At 64.9% G+C, this 16,620-nt stretch carries 15 protein-coding genes; 12 read left to right on the forward strand and 3 right to left on the reverse strand.

Annotation, left to right across the window (positions count from 1 at the left end; genetic code table 11):
* Window positions 1–91 precede the first annotated feature (91 nt).
* The 6 genes from C8C99_RS19100 (at window position 92) to C8C99_RS19125 (ending at window position 5,718) form a co-directional block, all read left to right on the forward strand.
* Window positions 92–1,210, forward strand: a complete 1,119-nt coding sequence (locus tag C8C99_RS19100) for a carbohydrate porin (protein ID WP_108626592.1) — start codon at window positions 92–94, stop codon at window positions 1,208–1,210.
* 189 nt (window positions 1,211–1,399) lie between these two features.
* Entirely contained in the window at window positions 1,400–2,278 is an 879-nt protein-coding gene (locus tag C8C99_RS19105; RefSeq protein ID WP_015012611.1) for a carbohydrate ABC transporter permease, read from the forward strand.
* On the forward strand, window positions 2,268–3,137 hold the full coding sequence (locus tag C8C99_RS19110) for a carbohydrate ABC transporter permease (protein ID WP_056058434.1): 870 nt from the start codon (window positions 2,268–2,270) through the stop codon (window positions 3,135–3,137). Before C8C99_RS19105 ends, C8C99_RS19110 begins: the two co-directional genes overlap by 11 nt.
* Before the next feature lie 3 nt (window positions 3,138–3,140).
* Window positions 3,141–4,202: an ABC transporter ATP-binding protein gene (locus tag C8C99_RS19115; RefSeq protein ID WP_015012613.1), complete on the forward strand. Its 1,062-nt coding sequence runs from the start codon at window positions 3,141–3,143 to the stop codon at window positions 4,200–4,202.
* Window positions 4,203–4,312: 110 nt separating this feature from the next.
* Window positions 4,313–5,290 carry a glucokinase gene (gene glk, locus C8C99_RS19120; RefSeq protein ID WP_056640880.1) on the forward strand — a complete coding sequence of 326 codons (978 nt, stop codon included), beginning with the start codon at window positions 4,313–4,315 and terminating at the stop codon, window positions 5,288–5,290.
* Entirely contained in the window at window positions 5,287–5,718 is a 432-nt protein-coding gene (locus tag C8C99_RS19125; RefSeq protein WP_056640883.1) for a VOC family protein, read from the forward strand. Before glk ends, C8C99_RS19125 begins: the two co-directional genes overlap by 4 nt.
* A 45-nt stretch (window positions 5,719–5,763) precedes the next feature.
* Here the strand turns inward: C8C99_RS19125 and zwf are convergent, their stop codons facing one another.
* Window positions 5,764–7,218, reverse strand: coding sequence for a glucose-6-phosphate dehydrogenase (zwf, locus tag C8C99_RS19130; RefSeq protein ID WP_108626593.1), 1,455 nt, complete (start codon window positions 7,216–7,218; stop codon window positions 5,764–5,766).
* Between the two features lie 174 nt (window positions 7,219–7,392).
* On the opposite strand from zwf, the gene pgi reads away from it, so the two are divergent.
* The 3 genes from pgi to C8C99_RS19145 all read left to right on the forward strand — a co-directional run bounded on the left by pgi (window position 7,393) and on the right by C8C99_RS19145 (window position 10,795).
* Window positions 7,393–8,961 (forward strand): glucose-6-phosphate isomerase, encoded by a 1,569-nt coding sequence (pgi, locus tag C8C99_RS19135; RefSeq protein ID WP_056640889.1) that lies wholly within the window; start codon window positions 7,393–7,395, stop codon window positions 8,959–8,961.
* 113 nt (window positions 8,962–9,074) lie between these two features.
* Entirely contained in the window at window positions 9,075–10,307 is a 1,233-nt protein-coding gene (locus C8C99_RS19140) for an AGE family epimerase/isomerase (RefSeq protein ID WP_056640893.1), read from the forward strand.
* A gap of 47 nt (window positions 10,308–10,354) precedes the next feature.
* Window positions 10,355–10,795 (forward strand): GFA family protein, encoded by a 441-nt coding sequence (locus C8C99_RS19145; RefSeq protein WP_056640895.1) that lies wholly within the window; start codon window positions 10,355–10,357, stop codon window positions 10,793–10,795.
* Window positions 10,796–10,849: 54 nt separating this feature from the next.
* On the opposite strand, the gene C8C99_RS19150 is transcribed toward C8C99_RS19145, so the two are convergent.
* Complete coding sequence (locus C8C99_RS19150; protein ID WP_056640898.1) at window positions 10,850–11,782, reverse strand: SMP-30/gluconolactonase/LRE family protein; 933 nt, start codon at window positions 11,780–11,782, stop codon at window positions 10,850–10,852.
* Between the two features lie 101 nt (window positions 11,783–11,883).
* On the opposite strand from C8C99_RS19150, the gene edd reads away from it, so the two are divergent.
* The 3 genes from edd to C8C99_RS19165 all read left to right on the forward strand — a co-directional run bounded on the left by edd (window position 11,884) and on the right by C8C99_RS19165 (window position 14,827).
* Window positions 11,884–13,653 carry a phosphogluconate dehydratase gene (edd, locus tag C8C99_RS19155; protein WP_108626594.1) on the forward strand — a complete coding sequence of 590 codons (1,770 nt, stop codon included), beginning with the start codon at window positions 11,884–11,886 and terminating at the stop codon, window positions 13,651–13,653.
* A complete protein-coding gene (gene eda, locus C8C99_RS19160; protein ID WP_108498885.1) occupies window positions 13,644–14,300 on the forward strand; it encodes a bifunctional 4-hydroxy-2-oxoglutarate aldolase/2-dehydro-3-deoxy-phosphogluconate aldolase in 657 nt (218 codons plus the stop codon). The genes edd and eda overlap by 10 nt, the downstream gene beginning before the upstream one ends.
* A 227-nt stretch (window positions 14,301–14,527) precedes the next feature.
* Complete coding sequence (locus C8C99_RS19165; protein ID WP_015012623.1) at window positions 14,528–14,827, forward strand: DUF805 domain-containing protein; 300 nt, start codon at window positions 14,528–14,530, stop codon at window positions 14,825–14,827.
* Between the two features lie 121 nt (window positions 14,828–14,948).
* Here C8C99_RS19165 and groL read toward each other — a convergent pair whose 3' ends face one another.
* Window positions 14,949–16,601 (reverse strand): chaperonin GroEL, encoded by a 1,653-nt coding sequence (gene groL, locus C8C99_RS19170; RefSeq protein WP_056640909.1) that lies wholly within the window; start codon window positions 16,599–16,601, stop codon window positions 14,949–14,951.
* Window positions 16,602–16,620: the final 19 nt, after the last annotated feature.

A 16,620-nucleotide genomic window follows, 5' to 3' on the forward strand; every position in this document is an offset into this window, starting at 1 on the left:
AAACCAACCCCAGAGGGATCCCATCATGAAGACAAGAAACCGCCTCACGGCGGTGGCTTTGGCCGCCGCATGCGCGAATGGCGCCTTTGCTATGGACGTAGCAGGCTTTGAGTTCAACGGCTACTCCCGCGGTGGCCCGGTGTTCAACCACTCCGACGGCGTCAAGGGCAACCTGACGCTGGGTGGCGAACTCCAGAAATACCGCCTGGGCAACGAGGGCGACAACGGCATCGAAGTCAACTTCGCCAAGGGCTTCGAGGCCGGTGGTATCAACTGGAAGGTGAACTACATGCCCGCCAAGTGGGGCAGTGGCGACATCAGCACCGAACAGGCGTTTGTGGAAATGAGCGGCTTCTCGTTCTCGCCCGAAGCCAAGTTCTGGGTCGGCCAGCGCCGCCTGCGGATCCAGGACGTGCACATCGTCGACTACTTCCTGCTGAACTACGGCGACAACGTCGGCGCCGGTGTGACCGACGTGCCTGTGGGCGGCATGAAGCTGGGCGTGGGCGTGTTCTCCGGCGACAAGTTTGACGGCGGTCTGCCCAACAACGTGAAGGCACACCGCATCAACGCCGACCTGTCTGACATCAACACTAACCCCGGCGGCAAGCTGCGGGTGCTGCTGACGGCTGTGGGGGGCAAGAACCAGGTGGGCGGCGGCTCGGGCTCTGGCATCTCGCTGATGCACACGCAAAAGGAGTTCCTGCTGCCCAGCATCACCAACACGCTGTACCTGCAGACATCGCGTGGCCATGCCCGCATCGACGGGGAGTTTGAAGCCATTGAGGGCACCAGCGCGGGCAAGCGCGCCACCCGCATCGCCGACTCTATCAACTGGCAAAGCGGCCCGTTTGGCGGCCAGGCCCTCATTGGTTACCAGACCAACAAGGCTGACCTGACCGGCGTGGAGACCAAGGACTTCTCGCTGGGCGGCCGTGGCTCGTACGCGTTCACCAAGAACTTCAAGGGCCTGGTGGAATTGTCCACCACCACCCGCAAGGGCAGCGGTCCGGACCAGCGCCTGTCCAAGGTCACGCTGGCGGGTGCCCTGGCACTGAATGAAGACTTCTGGTCGCGCCCCGAGCTGCGTCTGTATGTGACCAAGGCCAACTGGAACCAGGCGGCGGCCGTGGCCAACGCAGGCACCTTTGGCGCCAATGGCAAGACCTCGCGCACGCTGGTGGGCGTGCAGTACGAGGTGTGGTGGTAAGAGGGAGAGTGTGAGTAGCGAGTGAGTTTGAGGTAAACACTTTGTTCATTGGGGGGTGCTCTGTGCGCACCCCCCTTTTTTCATGTGACACAAAGTGGATGTGTGAATGAGTGAAACGGTGATTGATCGAGATACCGCGTACCGCGCGCGCAGCGTGTGCAGTGCGTACGCAAGAGAGATTCGTAAGCAATGAAGAATTCCTTTGAAACCTGGCTGCCCCGGCTGGTGGTGACCCCGGCGTTTGTGCTGGGTTTTGCCTTCATCTATGGCCTCATGGTGTGGAACGGCGTGCTCAGCCTCACCGCATCGCGCATGCTGCCCAACTACGAATGGGCGGGCCTGGCGCAGTACGAGCGCCTGTGGGAGATGGACCGCTGGTGGGTGGCCCTGAAGAACCTGGGCATTTTTGGCGTGGGCTACGTGGGCGGCTCGCTGGTGATTGGCGTGGTGCTGGCCGTGCTGCTGGACCAGAAGATCCGCGCCGAGGGCGCGCTGCGCACCATCTACCTCTACCCCATGGCGCTGTCGTTCGTGGTGACCGGTACGGCCTGGAAGTGGCTGCTCAACCCCGGCCTGGGCATCGAGAAAATGGTGCGCGACTGGGGCTTCACGAACTTTGAATTTGGCTGGCTGGTGGATACCGAGATGGCCATCTACTGCGTGGTCATCGCTGGCATCTGGCAGAGCGCCGGTTTTGCCATGGCGCTGTTCCTCGCCGGGCTGCGTGGCATCGACGACAGCATCATCAAGGCCGCACAGGTCGATGGTGCCTCGCTGCCGCGCATCTACTGGCGCATCGTGCTGCCTGCGCTGCGGCCGGTGTTTTTCTCCACGCTCATGGTGCTTTCGCACCTGGCCATCAAGAGCTTTGACCTGGTGATGGCGCTGACGGCCGGCGGCCCCGGCTTTGCCACTGATGTGCCGGCCACCTTTATGTACACCATGTCGTTCTCGCGCGGCCAGATCGGCCTGGGCGCGGCCAGCGCCACCATGATGCTGGCCACCGTGGCGGCCCTGGTGATTCCTTATCTTTACAGCGAACTGCGGAGCAAACCCCATGACCGCTAAGCCCTCTGTGTTTCCGTCCGTGGGCCGCCTGCTGGTCTATGGCGTGCTGGCCCTGGCCACCGCGTTCTTTCTGCTGCCGCTGTACGCCATGCTGGTCACCTCGTTCAAGGACGCCGAGGAGATCCGCAGCACCTCGCTGCTGGCGCTGCCAGGCGGGTTGAACTGGTCGGCTTGGTCCACCGCATGGTCCAGCGCCTGCACGGGGGTGGATTGCAATGGCCTGCGCCCCTTCTTCTGGAACTCGGTGGCCATGGCCGTGCCGGCCGTGCTGATCTCCACCGTGTGGGGCGCGCTCAACGGTTATGTGCTGAGCCTGTGGAAGTTTCGCGGCAGCGACACGTTGTTTGGCCTGCTGCTGTTCGGCGTGTTCATGCCGTTCCAGGTCGTGCTGCTGCCCATGAGCCAGGTGCTGGGCTGGCTGGGGCTGTCCAGCTCCATCACCGGGCTGGTGCTGGTGCACTGCCTGGCCGGGCTGGCGGGCACCACGCTGTTCTTTCGCAACTACTACGCGGCCATCCCCAAGGAGCTGGTGAACGCAGCCCGCATGGACGGCGCGAGCTTCTGGCAGATCTTCTGGCGCATCGTGCTGCCGCTGTCCACGCCCATCGTGATGGTCACGCTGATCTGGCAGTTCACCAACATCTGGAACGATTTTCTGTTCGGTGTGGTGTTCTCGGGCACCGAGTCCAAGCCCATCACCGTGGGGCTGAACAACCTGGCCAACACCAGCAGCAGCGTGAAGGCCTACAACGTGGACATGGCGGCCGCCATCATCGCCGGCTTGCCCACGATGGTGATCTATGTGCTGGCAGGTAAATTTTTTGTGCGCGGGCTGACGGCTGGCGCAGTGAAGGGATAAATCATGGCTTCTTCGTTGGATATCGCAGGCATCAACAAGCGCTTTGGCAAGGGCGACAAAAGCGTGGAAGTGCTGCGCAAGGTGGACATCCACGTCGCGCCCGGCGAGTTCCTCATCCTGGTCGGCCCATCGGGCTGCGGCAAGTCCACGCTGCTCAACATCATTGCGGGGCTCGACGAGCCCACCGAGGGCGAGATCCGCATCGGTGGCAAGAACGTCGTGGGCATGCCCCCGCGCGACCGCGACATCGCCATGGTGTTCCAGAGCTACGCGCTGTACCCCACCTTGAGCGTGGCCGACAACATCGGCTTTGCGCTAGAGATGCGCAAGATGCCCAAGGCCGAGCGCCAAAAGCGCATCGACGAAGTGGCCACCATGCTGCAGATCAGCCACCTGTTGGACCGCCGACCCAGCCAGCTCTCGGGCGGCCAGCGCCAGCGTGTGGCCATGGGCCGGGCGCTCGCACGCCAGCCGCAGCTGTTCCTGTTTGACGAGCCGCTGTCCAACCTGGACGCCAAACTGCGCGTGGAGATGCGCGCCGAAATCAAGCGCCTGCACCAGGCCAGCGGCATCACCAGCGTGTACGTCACGCACGACCAGGTCGAGGCCATGACGCTGGGCTCGCGCATCGCGGTGATGAAGGGCGGCGTGGTGCAGCAGCTGGGCACGCCGGACGACATCTACAACCGCCCGGCCAACACCTACGTGGCCACCTTCATCGGCTCGCCCACCATGAACCTGCTGCGCGGCGCGGCCACGGGCGGGCAGTTTGGCATCCAGGGTGCAGCGCTGAACCTGGCCGCTCCCGCCAGCGCCAACGAGGTGCTGCTGGGTGTGCGTCCCGAGCACCTGGTGATTCAGGAGACCGCCCCCTGGCGCGGCCGCGTCAGTGTGGTGGAGCCCACCGGCCCAGACACCTATGTGATGGTGGACACGGCCGCAGGCAGCGTCACGCTGCGCACCGACGCCCAGACCCGCGTGCAACCCGGCGACGCCGTGGGACTGGCGGTAGAGCCCGCCAACGCCCACTGGTTTGACGCCAGCAGCGAGAATCGGCTGGCCTGAGTTGCGCGGCGCAAGCGCCGCCAGGTCGTTGCATCTGATTGCTATTGAAACAATAGCTGTTAGCGCATGTCCTACTAGCGCTAGCAGCTGTTTTTGCTTAAAAACACCGCATGACACCCCTGCGCCTGCTGGCCGACATCGGCGGCACCAACATTCGCCTGGCCTGGCAAGACCAGCCCGATGGCCCCCTGCACGACACCCGTGTGTTGCCCTGTGCTCAGTTCCCCACGGTGGATGCTGCCCTGTCGGCCTACTTGGCCGAGGTGAACATCGCCACGCCCCGCGAGGCTGCGTTTGGCATCGCCAACCCGGTCACGGGCGACGCGATCCGCATGACCAACCACAGCTGGAGCTTTTCGCAGCGGGCCGTGCGCGAGGCGTTTGGGTTTGAGCGGCTGGTGGTCATCAACGACTTCACTGCACTCGCGCTGGCGCTGCCCCTGCTCACGCCCGAGCAGCTGCGCCCCGTGGGCGGCGGCGGGGCTGTGCCGGGCGCTGCGATTGCGCTGCTGGGCCCGGGCACGGGCCTGGGCGTGTCGGGCCTGGTGTTTCCGCCCGGCTCCAGCCTGGGGGTGCCGCTGTCGGGCGAAGGCGGCCATGTCACGCTGGCCGCGCAGACCCAGCGCGAATTCGATGTGCTGGCCATCCTGCAAGAGCGCTATGGCCACGTGTCGGCCGAACGCGCCGTGTGTGGCGCCGGGCTGGTGGACCTGTACCACGCGCTGCGCCGGCTGGCCCAGCGCGGCGGCAAGGAGGTCAGCTCGGCCGCGCAGGTGACCGAGCTGGCATTGCAAGCCAACGACCCGCTGGCGCTGGAGGCGCTGGAGCTGTTCTGCGGCTTCTTGGGCAGCGTGGCGGGCAACCTCGCGCTCACGCTGGGAGCGCGCGGTGGCGTGTTCATCGGCGGCGGCATGGTGCCGCGCCTGGGCACGTGGTTTGACCAGTCGCCGTTCCGCGCACGGTTTGAATCTAAAGGGCGGTTCCAGTCTTACCTGGCGACGATTCCCTGCTGGGTCATCGATCCGAGCGCCACACCCGCGCTGTTTGGCGCATCGCGCGCGCTGGACATTGCGGGCTCGGATGCATGAGCAGCGACAGCGCACCACCGCCCATGCTCCGGCCCAGCGGCGTACACCATGTGGCCATCATCGCCAGCGACTACGCCCGCTCCCGCCGCTTCTACACCGAGGTGCTGGGCCTGCAGGTGGTGCACGAGCACTACCGCGCCGAGCGGCAGTCGTACAAGCTGGACCTGCAGCTGCCCGACGGTACGCAGGTGGAGCTGTTTTCCTTCCCGCACCCACCCGCACGCCCGTCCTACCCCGAGGCCTGCGGCTTGCGCCACCTGGCCCTGCGCGTGGCCGACATGGAGGCCAGCGTGGCTGCCTTGGCCGCCCATGGCGTGGCTGTGGAGCCGGTGCGGGTGGACCCGTTCACCGGTGCGCTGTTCACGTTCTTTGCCGATCCGGATGGGCTGCCCATCGAGCTGGTGGGGCCTGTGCCCGACCCCCGCTGATCTGTCTGCGCTCATAAAAAAAGGCCCTGGTGGGCCTTTTCTGTGTCACATCTCTTCACTCCAGCAATACCCGTCACGCGCAATCATCGCGCTGGCCGCACGCGGGCCCCAGCTGCCTGCAGGGTAGGGGCGGGGGCCTGCAGGGTCGTTCTTCCAGGACTGCAAGATGGGTTCTACCCAGCGCCAGGCTTCTTCCTGCTCGTCGCTGCGCACGAACAGGTTCAGGCGGCCTGCGATCACATCGAGCAGCAGGCGTTCGTAGGCGCCCACGCGCTCGGTGCCAAAGCGCTGGTCAAAGTCCAGGTTCAGGTGCACCTGCGACAGCGCGGGCTCGGTCTGGTGCTGGGCCGCGCCCTGCGCCATCAGGTGCAGCTCCAGCCCGTCCTTGGGCTGCAGGTTGATCACCAGCCGGTTGGCGGCACCCGCAGGCGTCTTGAAGATGGGGTGGGGCACGGGCCGGAAGTTGATGACGATGTGCGCGTCACGCCCCGCCAGCCGCTTGCCGGTGCGGATATAAAACGGCACACCCGCCCAGCGCCAGTTGCTGATCTCGGTGCGCAGCGCCACAAAGGTCTCGGTGGTGCTGTTGGGGGCCACGCCTTTCTCTTGCGCATAGCCGGGCACGGGCTGGCCCTGGTGGTTGCCTGCGGCGTACTGCCCACGGATCACGTGCTGGCCGATGGTTTCCGGGGTCCAGGGCTTGAGGGATTGCAGCACCTTGAGCTTTTCGTCGCGGATCGCGTTGGCGCTGGAGTTGATGGGCGGCTCCATGCCAATCGCGCACAGGAGCTGCAACGCGTGGTTCTGCACCATGTCGCGCATCGCGCCGGTCTGGTCATAGAACGCGCCGCGCGACTCCACGCCCAGCTCCTCGGCAATCGTGATCTGGATGTTGGCAATGGTCTCGCGGCGCCACAGGGGCTCGAACAGCGCGTTGCCAAAGCGCAGCGCAAACAGGTTCTGCACCGAGGGCTTGCCCAGGTAGTGGTCGATGCGGAAGACTTGTTCTTCCTTAAGCACGCGGCGCAGCGTGTCGTTGATGGCCTGGTTGGACTGCAGGTCGTGGCCCAAGGGCTTTTCCAGCACCACGCGGGTGGTGGGACCGTTCAGGCCCACGGCGGCGATCTGCTCGCACACGTTGGTGAACAGGCTGGGCGCGGTGGCCACGTACATCACCACCGAGTCGGCGCCGCGCGCCTTCAGCGTCTCGGCCAAGCGCTCGTAGTCCTGGGTTTTGGACAGGTCCATGCGCAGGTAGTGCAGCAGTGCCGCAAAGCGTGCAAACTCGTCCGGGCTGGGGCGCTTGGCCAGTTCCACGCTGTCGAACCGCGACTGGATCAGGCTGCGGTATTGTTCGTCGCTCAGGTCGTCGCGTGCGACCGCGATGATGCGCCCCCCCTCAGGCAGCGTGCCATGCCGAAAGGCCTGAAACAATGCGGGCATGAGCTTGCGCCAGGCAAGGTCGCCGGTGCCGCCGAACAGGACGAGGTCAAAACTCATGGTGTCTCCGTGATGGGGTGGTTCGTTTTGTTGCGTGGGATTGTAATCACGTTACATGATTTTCCAAAGAATAGTGCCTTGTTACTGCTGCATGTAACCCAAAAGAACCTGTCAATAGGCCACTTTGTTGTGTAATCAAGTTACTATCTCGGCGCTTTTTACCTTACCTGTTTGATGACCATGCCTCTCCGTTGCGACCAGTCTGCGCTGTGGCCCCAGTTGGCAGCCCACTACGCCTCCCATGGCCAGTACCTGGACATGCGCCAGGCGTTTGCGCAGGACGCCCAGCGGTTTGCCGCCTTCAGCCAGCCGGCTCCGCATGTGTTTGCCGACCTGTCCAAGAACCTGTGGGACCAGGGCACCGAAGCGCTGCTGCTGGACCTGGCCCGCGACTGCGGCCTGGTGCAACACCGCGATGCGATGTTTGCCGGCGAGGCCATCAACACCACCGAAAACCGCGCGGTACTGCACACGCTGCTGCGCCGCCCTGCGGGCATGGCCCTGCCCGGTGATGTGCCCGGAACCGCGCAGCGCCTGGCCGACGTGCACCGCACGCTCGATGCGATGCTGCAGTACGCCGAGCAGGTGCGCAGCGACGCCGCCATCACCGACGTGGTGAACATCGGCATCGGCGGGTCGGACCTGGGCCCGCACATGGCTGTGCGTGCGCTCGAAGAGTTCCGCATCCCCGGCAAGCGCTTTCACTTTGTGTCGAACGTAGACGGGCACGAGCTGCACCATGTGCTCAAGGGCCTGCGGCCCGAGAGCACGCTGTTCCTGGTCGCGTCCAAAACCTTCACCACGGCCGAGACCATGACCAACGCGCGCTCGGCGCTCGCGTGGTTTGCTGCCCAGGGCGGTCGCGATGTGGCCCGCCACTTTGCGGCGCTCACCACCAACATCGAAGCCGCTGGCGCCTTGGGCATCACCACCACCTTCGGTTTCTGGGACTGGGTGGGCGGCCGCTACTCGCTGTGGTCGGCCATTGGCCTGCCGATTGCCATCTCGATTGGTGCGCAGGGCTTCCGTGAATTCCTCGCGGGCGCGCATGCGATGGACGAGCATTTCCGCACCGCGCCGCTGGCGCAGAACCTGCCCGTGCGCCTGGGCCTGCTCGATGTCTGGTACCGCAACTTCCATGGCTTTACCAGCCGCTGCATCGCGCCGTACCACGCGGCGCTGGGTCGCTACTCGGCCTACCTGCAGCAGCTGGAGATGGAGAGCAACGGCAAGCGCGTGGCGCAAGACGGCAGCACGCTGGCCTGCGTGACGTCGCCCGTGCTGTGGGGTGAGCCCGGCACCAACGGCCAGCACGCGTTCTTCCAGATGCTGCACCAGGGCGCCGACGTGCTGCCGCTGGAGATCGTGGCCGTGCGCAAGGCATCGCACCCGCTACCCGGCCACCAGCAAAAGCTGCTGGCCAACGCGCTGGCGCAGACGCAGGCGCTGATGGTGGGCAAGGCCAGCGACGACGGCCACCGGCACTTTCCCGGCAACCGTCCCAGCACGCTGATGCTGCTCGAATCCCTCACCCCCACCTCGTTGGGTGCGCTGATTGCGCTGCAGGAGCACCGCGTGTTTGTGAGCGGCAGCCTGTGGGGCATCAACAGCTTTGACCAGTGGGGCGTGGAGCTGGGCAAGGTGCTTGCCAAGGACCTGGAAGCGCGGCTGGAGAGTGGCGATGTGTCGGGGCTCGATGGCTCCACGGCAGGCCTGCTGGGCCTGCTGCGCAACGCGGCCTGACCCTCACGGCACAGCTCAATCCTCGGGGTAGCGCTGGCGTGAGACCAGGCGCCCTACCGGCAGAAACCGGCGCGGTTTCTCGCCAGCAGTCCAAAGAACAGGAGACACACACCATGGCGATCCCGCCCCTGCCAGACTTCCGTTCCGGTGCCTTTTTGCGCCAGCATCTGCGGGCCACCATGGCGTTCTACGACCCCGTGGCCACGGACCCGAGCGGCGGGCAGTTCCACTTCTTTCTGGACGATGGCACGGTCTACAACCCGCGCACCCGCCACCTCGTCAGCGCTACGCGTTTTGTAATCACGCATGCCATGCTCTATCGCACCACGGGCGAGGAGCGCTACCAAGTGGGCATGCGGCACGCGCTCACGTTCCTGAGCACCGCGTTTCTCGATCCTGCCACGGGCGGCTACGCCTGGCAGATCGACTGGCAGGAGGGCCGCGCCACCATACAGGACGCCACACGGCACTGCTACGGCATGGCCTTTGTGATGCTGGCCTATGCCCGTGCTTACGAGGCCGGAGTGCCCGAGGCCCGCGATTGGCTGGCTGAGGCTTTTCAAACGGCTGAGAAGCACTTCTGGCAACCCGCCGCTGGCCTGTATGCCGACGAGGCCAGCCCCGATTGGCAGCTGACCAGCTACCGGGGCCAGAACGCCAACATGCACGCTTGCGAGGCCATGATCTCGGCCTTCCGCGCCACGGGAGAGCGTCGCTACATCGAGCGTGCGGAGCAACTCGCGCAAGGTATCTGTCAGCGGCAGGCGGTGTTGTCCACCGCTGCCGTCGCCCCCGCTGCCGGAGGCTGGGTGTGGGAACATTTCCACGCCGACTGGTCCGTGGACTGGGACTACAACCGCCACGACCGCAGCAACATCTTCCGCCCCTGGGGCTACCAGATCGGTCACCAGACCGAATGGGCCAAGCTGCTGCTGCAGCTGGATGCCCTGCACCCCGCTGATTGGCATCTGCCCTGTGCACAGCGCCTGTTCGATGCCGCCGTAGAGCACGGCTGGGATGCCGAACACGGCGGCCTGTACTACGGCATGGCGCCCGACGGCAGCATCTGCGACGACGGCAAATACCACTGGGTGCAAGCCGAAAGCATGGCGGCTGCGGCGGTGCTGGCGGTGCGCACGGGCGACGAGCGCTACTGGCAGTGGTACGACCGCATCTGGGCCTACTGCTGGGCCCACTTTGTGGACCACCAACACGGCGCGTGGTTTCGCATCCTGCACCGCGACAACCGCAACACCACCCGCGAAAAGAGCAATGCGGGGAAGGTGGACTATCACGACATGGGGGCGTGTTATGACGTGTTGGGGGTGGTGGCAGCGGGGACTTGAGCGCGGAGAATGGCGGCTACTGCCATTTCCAAGGACGAGGTTTGTGTATGAGCGAGATCGCCACTGAGAGTCGGCCCATGTACCAAGCGGCCTGTCATTGCGGTGCAGTTCGGTTTGAGGTACAGCTCACAGACGGCTTGCGCAGTGCCCGTAGATGCAACTGCTCCTACTGCCGCATGCGTGGCGCGGTGGCTGTTTCTGCCAACTTGAGCGATATGAAGGTATTGCAAGGCGCGAATGTATTGACCCTGTACCAGTTCAACACGCGTGAGGCCAAACACTACTTTTGCTCCCGCTGCGGCATCTACACGTTTCATCAACGCCGGTCCTCTCCTGATCAATACGGGATCAATGTCGCGTGTATCGAAGGGATGAGCCCTTTCGACTTCGAAGAGGTGCCCGTCAGCGAAGGGCGGATGCACCCTAAGGATGTTGGTGGACGCAGCGGAATGATTGCTGGCTGGCTGCGATACACGGCCAATCGGTAAGCTGGGAAAACGGGCCTGCAAGCATTGCCGCTGGGCACTCTGGATCGCTCATTTTCATGCACATTGAAATGCGTTGACTGGCAGACCGGCAACTTGCACCCGCACACTGAACAATGACCCTGCCGGAATCGGTGCCTCCTGCTCCCGGGCAGGCCTCCCCGCCCGCGCCGACGTAATGAACAACGTGCGCAAATCCACCCCCCCAAAACACACCATGGTCGGACACTGCACCGGCACCGCAATGCGCTGCAGAACCTCACCCGCTGGCGAAAGCTGCAACACGCAAGCCCCTTCGTACATCGCCACCCAGTAGTTCCCCTCCACATCCACCGCTGCGCCATCGGGCCTGCCGCCATAGGGTTGGCCTTCTACCTTGCGGTCGAACTGCACCCAGGGGCGGCGGTTGGTGATCTCGCCGGTAGACACATCAAAGTCGAATTGGTCGATGCGGTGTTCGGGTGTGTTGGACCAGTACATCGTGCGGTCGTCGGGGCTGAAAGCCAGGCCGTTGGCGGTGAAGTTGTTGCCCGCCATGTGGCGCACGCGGTAGCCGGTGGCGCTGCTGGCATCGGCCTGCAGGCACCACAGCGCGGCATTCGGCGCCGTGCGGGGCGTGATGACCGAGCCCGCCCAGAAACGGCCTGCGGTGTCGCAGCGGCCGTCGTTCAGGCGCAGGACCGTGGTGTCATGCTGCTCGGGCGGCAGCAGGGCCAGGCAGGTGAGGGCGGTAGGGTCTGCGCTGTCCTTGGCCGCATCCAGAAGATAGAAACCGTTTCGTAACCCGATTACCAATCGACCATCAGCCGCAGGCGCGCAGCAGCCGGGCTCGCTGGGCATGCGCCACTGCCGGTGGTGGCCGCTGTCAGGATGCCATGCGTGCACCGCTTGTCCCTGAATGTCACACCAGTAAAAGGATTTTTCCGTGGGGTGCCAGAAGGGCGATTCGCCCAGTTCGGACGGAGGCAAGGGCAAGGTTTGCAGGGACATGGGTTGAAGCGGGGTGGTTATCGAGTTACATTCTAGGGCCTCAGATAACAGGCGCCGGGCACATCGCCCCGGGGCCTTGCCACCCACCGATGGAGACTTCCATGCACCCAGTTGTAGCGCGCGTGACCGAGCGCATTGTCCAGCGCAGCGCAGACACCCGCGGCGCCTACCTTGCCGGCGTTGACGCCATGATCGCCCGCAAGCCCGCCCAAGACCGCATGGGCTGCGCCAACCTGGCCCATGCCTATGCGGCATTGCCTGGCTCTGACAAGTTCAAGGTCACCGTCGAGAAGGCGCCCAACATCGGCATCGTCACGGCCTACAACGACATGCTCTCGGCCCATCAGCCGTACCAGAGCTATCCCGCCGTGCTGCGTGATGAAGCAGCCCAGCAAGGAGCCACAGTGCAAGTGGCAGGTGGCGTGCCCGCGATGTGCGATGGGGTAACACAGGGTACGCCCGGCATGGAGCTGTCGCTGTTCTCCCGCGATGCCATTGCCATGGCCACTGCGGTAGCGCTGTCCCACGATGTGTTCGATGGTGCGCTGCTGCTGGGCGTGTGCGACAAGATCGTGCCGGGTCTGCTGATCGGTGCGCTGCACTACGGCCACTTGCCCTGCGTGTTTGTGCCTGCAGGCCCCATGGGCACGGGCCTGTCGAACAAAGACAAATCCAAGGTGCGCGAGCAGTACGCACAAGGCCTGGTGGGCCGCGACGAGCTGCTCAAGGCCGAGTCGGCCGCGTACCACAGCCCCGGCACCTGCACCTTTTACGGCACGGCCAACAGCAACCAGATGCTGCTCGAAGCCATGGGCCTGCACGTGCCCGGTGCGGCGTTCGAGTCGCCCGGCACCGAGGCGCGCGAGGCCTTCACCCGCCAGGCGCTGCGCACCGTGCTCGACATCGGCAAGCGCGGATCGCGTTTCACCCCCATCGGCAAACTGGTGGACGAGCGCTGCATTGTCAACGCCATGGTGGCCCTGCTGGCCACGGGCGGCTCCACCAACCACCTGATCCATTGGGTGGCTATTGCACGCAGCGCGGGCATCCTGATCGACTGGACGGACTTTGACGAACTCTCGTCCGTGGTGCCCTTGCTGGCCCGCGTGTACCCCAACGGCGATGCGGATGTGAACCAGTTCCAGGCCGCAGGCGGCCCGCCCTGGATTTTGCGCGAACTGCTGGCCGGCGGCTTCATGCATCCTGATGTGATGAGCGTGAACGCCGGTGGCATTGCCGATGGCGGCAAGAGTGCGCCCCCCGTGTCGGGCGACACCTCGGTGCTGCGGCCTGTGAGCGAACCCTTCTCACCCACGGGCGGGCTGCGCCTGCTGCAAGGCCGCCTGGGCCGTGCGGTGATCAAGGTCTCGGCCGTGCCCGAAGACCGCCACATCGTCCAAGCACCAGCGCGTGTTTTTGATTCGCAGGAGGCCTTGCTCGCCGCCTTCAGCGCGGGCGAGGTCAACCAGGACATGGTGGCCGTGGTGCGTTTTCAGGGCCCGCAGGCCAACGGCATGCCCGAGCTGCACAAGCTCACGCCCCCGCTGGCGGTGCTGCAGAACCAGGGCTTCCAGGTGGCGCTGGTCACCGACGGCCGCATGAGCGGCGCATCGGGCCGTGTGCCTGCCGCCATCCACGTCACGCCCGAGGCACTGGCCGGTGGCCCGCTGGCCAAGGTGCGCGATGGCGACATCGTTCGGGTGGATGCGGTTGCGGGCACGCTCGATGTGTTGGTGGACGATGCCGAATGGGCCGCTCGCGCCCCGGCACCCTTCAACGCCCCATCACCCGTCGGCTTTGGCCGTGAACTCTTCACCAACTTTCGCCGCCACGCAGGCGGTGCCGAACAAGGAGCCTGCACATGGCTGTAACCCCTGCTTCCACCCCCATGAATCCCCTCGACATCGCCAGCCACGGCCCGGTCATCCCCGTCATCGTGATCGACCGCGTGGAAGACGCGCTGCCCCTGGCCGAGGCCCTGCTGGCCGGTGGCGTGAAGGTGCTGGAGGTGACGCTGCGCACCGCGGCCGGTCTGCCCGCCATCGAGACCATCGCCCGCCATCTGCCCGAGGCCGTGGTGGGTGTGGGCACGGTGCTCAACGCCGATGACGCCCGCCGTGCGAGCGAAGCCGGTGCGCGGTTTGCCGTAAGCCCCGGTTACACGTCGGCCGTGGGCAGCGCCTGCAAGGGCCTGAACCTGCCGCTGCTGCCCGGCGTGGCCACGTCGAGCGAGATCATGGCGGCGCTGGCCGATGGGTTCTCGTTCCTCAAGCTGTTCCCGGCCGAGGCCGTGGGCGGCATCCCGCTGCTCAAGTCCTGGGCCAGCCCGTTTGGCCAGGTGAGCTTTTGCCCCACCGGCGGCATCACCAACGCCACTGCCTCCAACTACCTGGCGCTGCCCAATGTGCGCTGCGTGGGCGGCTCGTGGCTCACGCCCACCGACGCGGTGCGTGCGGGCGACTGGGCGCGCATCACGCAACTGGCGCGCGACACCCAGGCGTTGCGCAAGGCGGCCTAGGGATCGCTGGCGCTGGGTTTGCAGCAAAAAGCGCCCCATGCGCTAGTGCAATATGCGCTGACAGCTATCAAAATAAGAGCATTTGATGGCGCAGGCCCGTGGCGCAGGCGGCACAGCGTGACCGCTGCGTGTACTAGTCCGCTGGACTTGTCGTGGCGCCCCTCTATCATGGCCGCGCGGGGATACCCCGTGACCGAGCAACGATTGTTCAAGAGAGGGAGTTCGCTATGGATTTTGTTTCGGCTGTCAAAAGCTGCTTCGCGCAGTACGCAGGGTTTTCGGGCCGTGCGCCACGCTCCGAGTTCTGGTGGTTCGCGCTGTTCCAGCTCGGCGTGCTGGTGATTGCCACCATGATCAGCCAGGTGCTCTACGGCATTGCCGCCCTGGCCCTGCTGCTGCCCGCGCTGGCCGTGGGCGCGCGCCGCTTGCATGACATTGGGCGCTCCGGCTGGTGGCAGCTGCTGTCGCTCACCGGGATCGGCACCCTGGTGCTGATCTACTGGTGGGTGCAACCCAGCGGGGAATAAAGCCACGGCGGGCCAGCGCCGCGAGCTGGCTCCATAAAAAAGCCCGCAGACCGTAAGGCCTGCGGGCTTTTTTTCATGGGCTGCGCAGTCAGCACCAGGCCGCTGCGCAGGGGCCGGGCAATTACATGCCCATGCCGCCCATACCACCCATGCCGCCCATGTCAGGCATGCCGCCGCCAGCTGGGGCGTCATCCTTAGGAGCCTCAGCCACCATGGCTTCGGTCGTCAGCAGCAGCGATGCCACGGAGGCAGCGTTCTGCAGAGCCGTGCGGGTGACCTTCGTGGGGTCCAGAATGCCCAGTTCGAGCATGTCGCCGTACGTGTCGTTGGAAGCATTGAAGCCGTAGTTGCCCTTGCCAGCCAGCACAGCGTTCACCACGACGGAGGCTTCGCCACCGGCGTTGTTCACGATTTCGCGCAGAGGCGCTTCGATGGCCTTCAGCACCAGCTTGATACCGGCTTCTTGGTCGGCGTTGTCGCCCTTGACCGAGTCACCCACGGCTTGCTTGGCACGCAGCAGAGCCACGCCGCCACCGGCCACAACGCCTTCTTCCACAGCAGCGCGGGTCGCGTGCAGTGCGTCTTCCACGCGGGCCTTCTTTTCCTTCATTTCGACTTCGGTGGCAGCGCCGACCTTGATCACGGCCACGCCGCCAGCCAGCTTGGCCACGCGCTCTTGCAGCTTTTCGCGGTCGTAGTCGGACGTGGCTTCTTCGATCTGCACGCGCACTTGCTTGACGCGGGCTTCGATGTCAGCGGCAGCGCCAGCGCCGTCGATGATGATGGTGTTTTCCTTGCCCACTTCGATGCGCTTGGCTTGGCCCAGATCGGCCAGCGTGACCTTTTCCAGGGTCAGGCCCACTTCTTCAGCGATGACCTTGCCGCCCGTCAGGATGGCGATGTCTTCCAGCATGGCCTTGCGGCGATCGCCGAAGCCAGGAGCCTTGACAGCCACAACCTTCAGGATGCCGCGGATCGTGTTGACCACCAGCGTAGCCAGGGCTTCGCCGTCGACTTCTTCGGCAATGATCAGCAGGGGACGGCCGGCCTTGGCGACTTGTTCCAGCGTAGGCAGCAGGTCGCGGATGTTGCTGATCTTCTTGTCGAACAGCAGCACGAAGGGGTTGTCCAGAATGGCGGATTGCTTTTCTGGGTTGTTGATGAAGTAGGGCGACAGGTAGCCGCGGTCGAACTGCATGCCTTCCACGACGTCCAGTTCGCTTTCCAGCGACTTGCCGTCTTCCACGGTGATCACGCCTTCCTTGCCAACCTTGTCCATGGCGTCAGCGATCAGCTTGCCGATGGTTTCGTCGGAATTGGCGGAGATCGAACCCACTTGGGCGATTTCCTTGGAGGTGGTGGTGGGCTTGGAAGCCTTCTTCAGTTCGGCGACCAGGGCCGTCACAGCCTTGTCGATACCGCGCTTCAGGTCCATGGGGTTGATGCCAGCGGCCACGTACTTGAAGCCTTCGCGCACGATGGCTTGTGCCAGCACGGTGGCGGTGGTGGTGCCGTCACCAGCGTTGTCGCTGGTCTTGGACGCCACTTCCTTCACAAGCTGGGCGCCCATGTTCTGCAGCTTGTCCTTGAGTTCGATTTCCTTGGCCACGGACACACCGTCCTTGGTCACGGTGGGGGCGCCGAACGAGCGCTCCAGCACCACATTGCGGCCCTTGGGGCCCAGCGTGACCTTGACCGCGTTGGCCAGGATGTTCACGCCTTCAACCATGCGAGCGCGGGCTTCGCCGCCGAAAACTACGTCTTTTGCTGCCATGTTTGGCTCCTAAAATTTG

This window comes from Acidovorax sp. 107 (assembly GCF_003058055.1).
In the GTDB taxonomy this organism is placed as follows: Bacteria; Pseudomonadota; Gammaproteobacteria; order Burkholderiales; family Burkholderiaceae_C; genus Acidovorax.

Excerpts from the sequence above, each read along its gene's own strand:
- C8C99_RS19100 (WP_108626592.1), top strand. The coding sequence starts at position 92 with ATGGACGTAGCAGGCTTTGAGTTCAACGGCTACTCCCGCGGTGGCCCG.
- C8C99_RS19105 (WP_015012611.1), top strand. The coding sequence starts at position 1,400 with ATGAAGAATTCCTTTGAAACCTGGCTGCCCCGGCTGGTGGTGACCCCG.
- C8C99_RS19110 (WP_056058434.1), top strand. The coding sequence starts at position 2,268 with ATGACCGCTAAGCCCTCTGTGTTTCCGTCCGTGGGCCGCCTGCTGGTC.
- C8C99_RS19115 (WP_015012613.1), top strand. The coding sequence starts at position 3,141 with ATGGCTTCTTCGTTGGATATCGCAGGCATCAACAAGCGCTTTGGCAAG.
- glk (WP_056640880.1), top strand. The coding sequence starts at position 4,313 with ATGACACCCCTGCGCCTGCTGGCCGACATCGGCGGCACCAACATTCGC.
- C8C99_RS19125 (WP_056640883.1), top strand. The coding sequence starts at position 5,287 with ATGAGCAGCGACAGCGCACCACCGCCCATGCTCCGGCCCAGCGGCGTA.
- zwf (WP_108626593.1), bottom strand. The coding sequence starts at position 7,218 with ATGAGTTTTGACCTCGTCCTGTTCGGCGGCACCGGCGACCTTGCCTGG.
- pgi (WP_056640889.1), top strand. The coding sequence starts at position 7,393 with ATGACCATGCCTCTCCGTTGCGACCAGTCTGCGCTGTGGCCCCAGTTG.
- C8C99_RS19140 (WP_056640893.1), top strand. The coding sequence starts at position 9,075 with ATGGCGATCCCGCCCCTGCCAGACTTCCGTTCCGGTGCCTTTTTGCGC.
- C8C99_RS19145 (WP_056640895.1), top strand. The coding sequence starts at position 10,355 with ATGAGCGAGATCGCCACTGAGAGTCGGCCCATGTACCAAGCGGCCTGT.
- C8C99_RS19150 (WP_056640898.1), bottom strand. The coding sequence starts at position 11,782 with ATGTCCCTGCAAACCTTGCCCTTGCCTCCGTCCGAACTGGGCGAATCG.
- edd (WP_108626594.1), top strand. The coding sequence starts at position 11,884 with ATGCACCCAGTTGTAGCGCGCGTGACCGAGCGCATTGTCCAGCGCAGC.
- eda (WP_108498885.1), top strand. The coding sequence starts at position 13,644 with ATGGCTGTAACCCCTGCTTCCACCCCCATGAATCCCCTCGACATCGCC.
- C8C99_RS19165 (WP_015012623.1), top strand. The coding sequence starts at position 14,528 with ATGGATTTTGTTTCGGCTGTCAAAAGCTGCTTCGCGCAGTACGCAGGG.
- groL (WP_056640909.1), bottom strand. The coding sequence starts at position 16,601 with ATGGCAGCAAAAGACGTAGTTTTCGGCGGCGAAGCCCGCGCTCGCATG.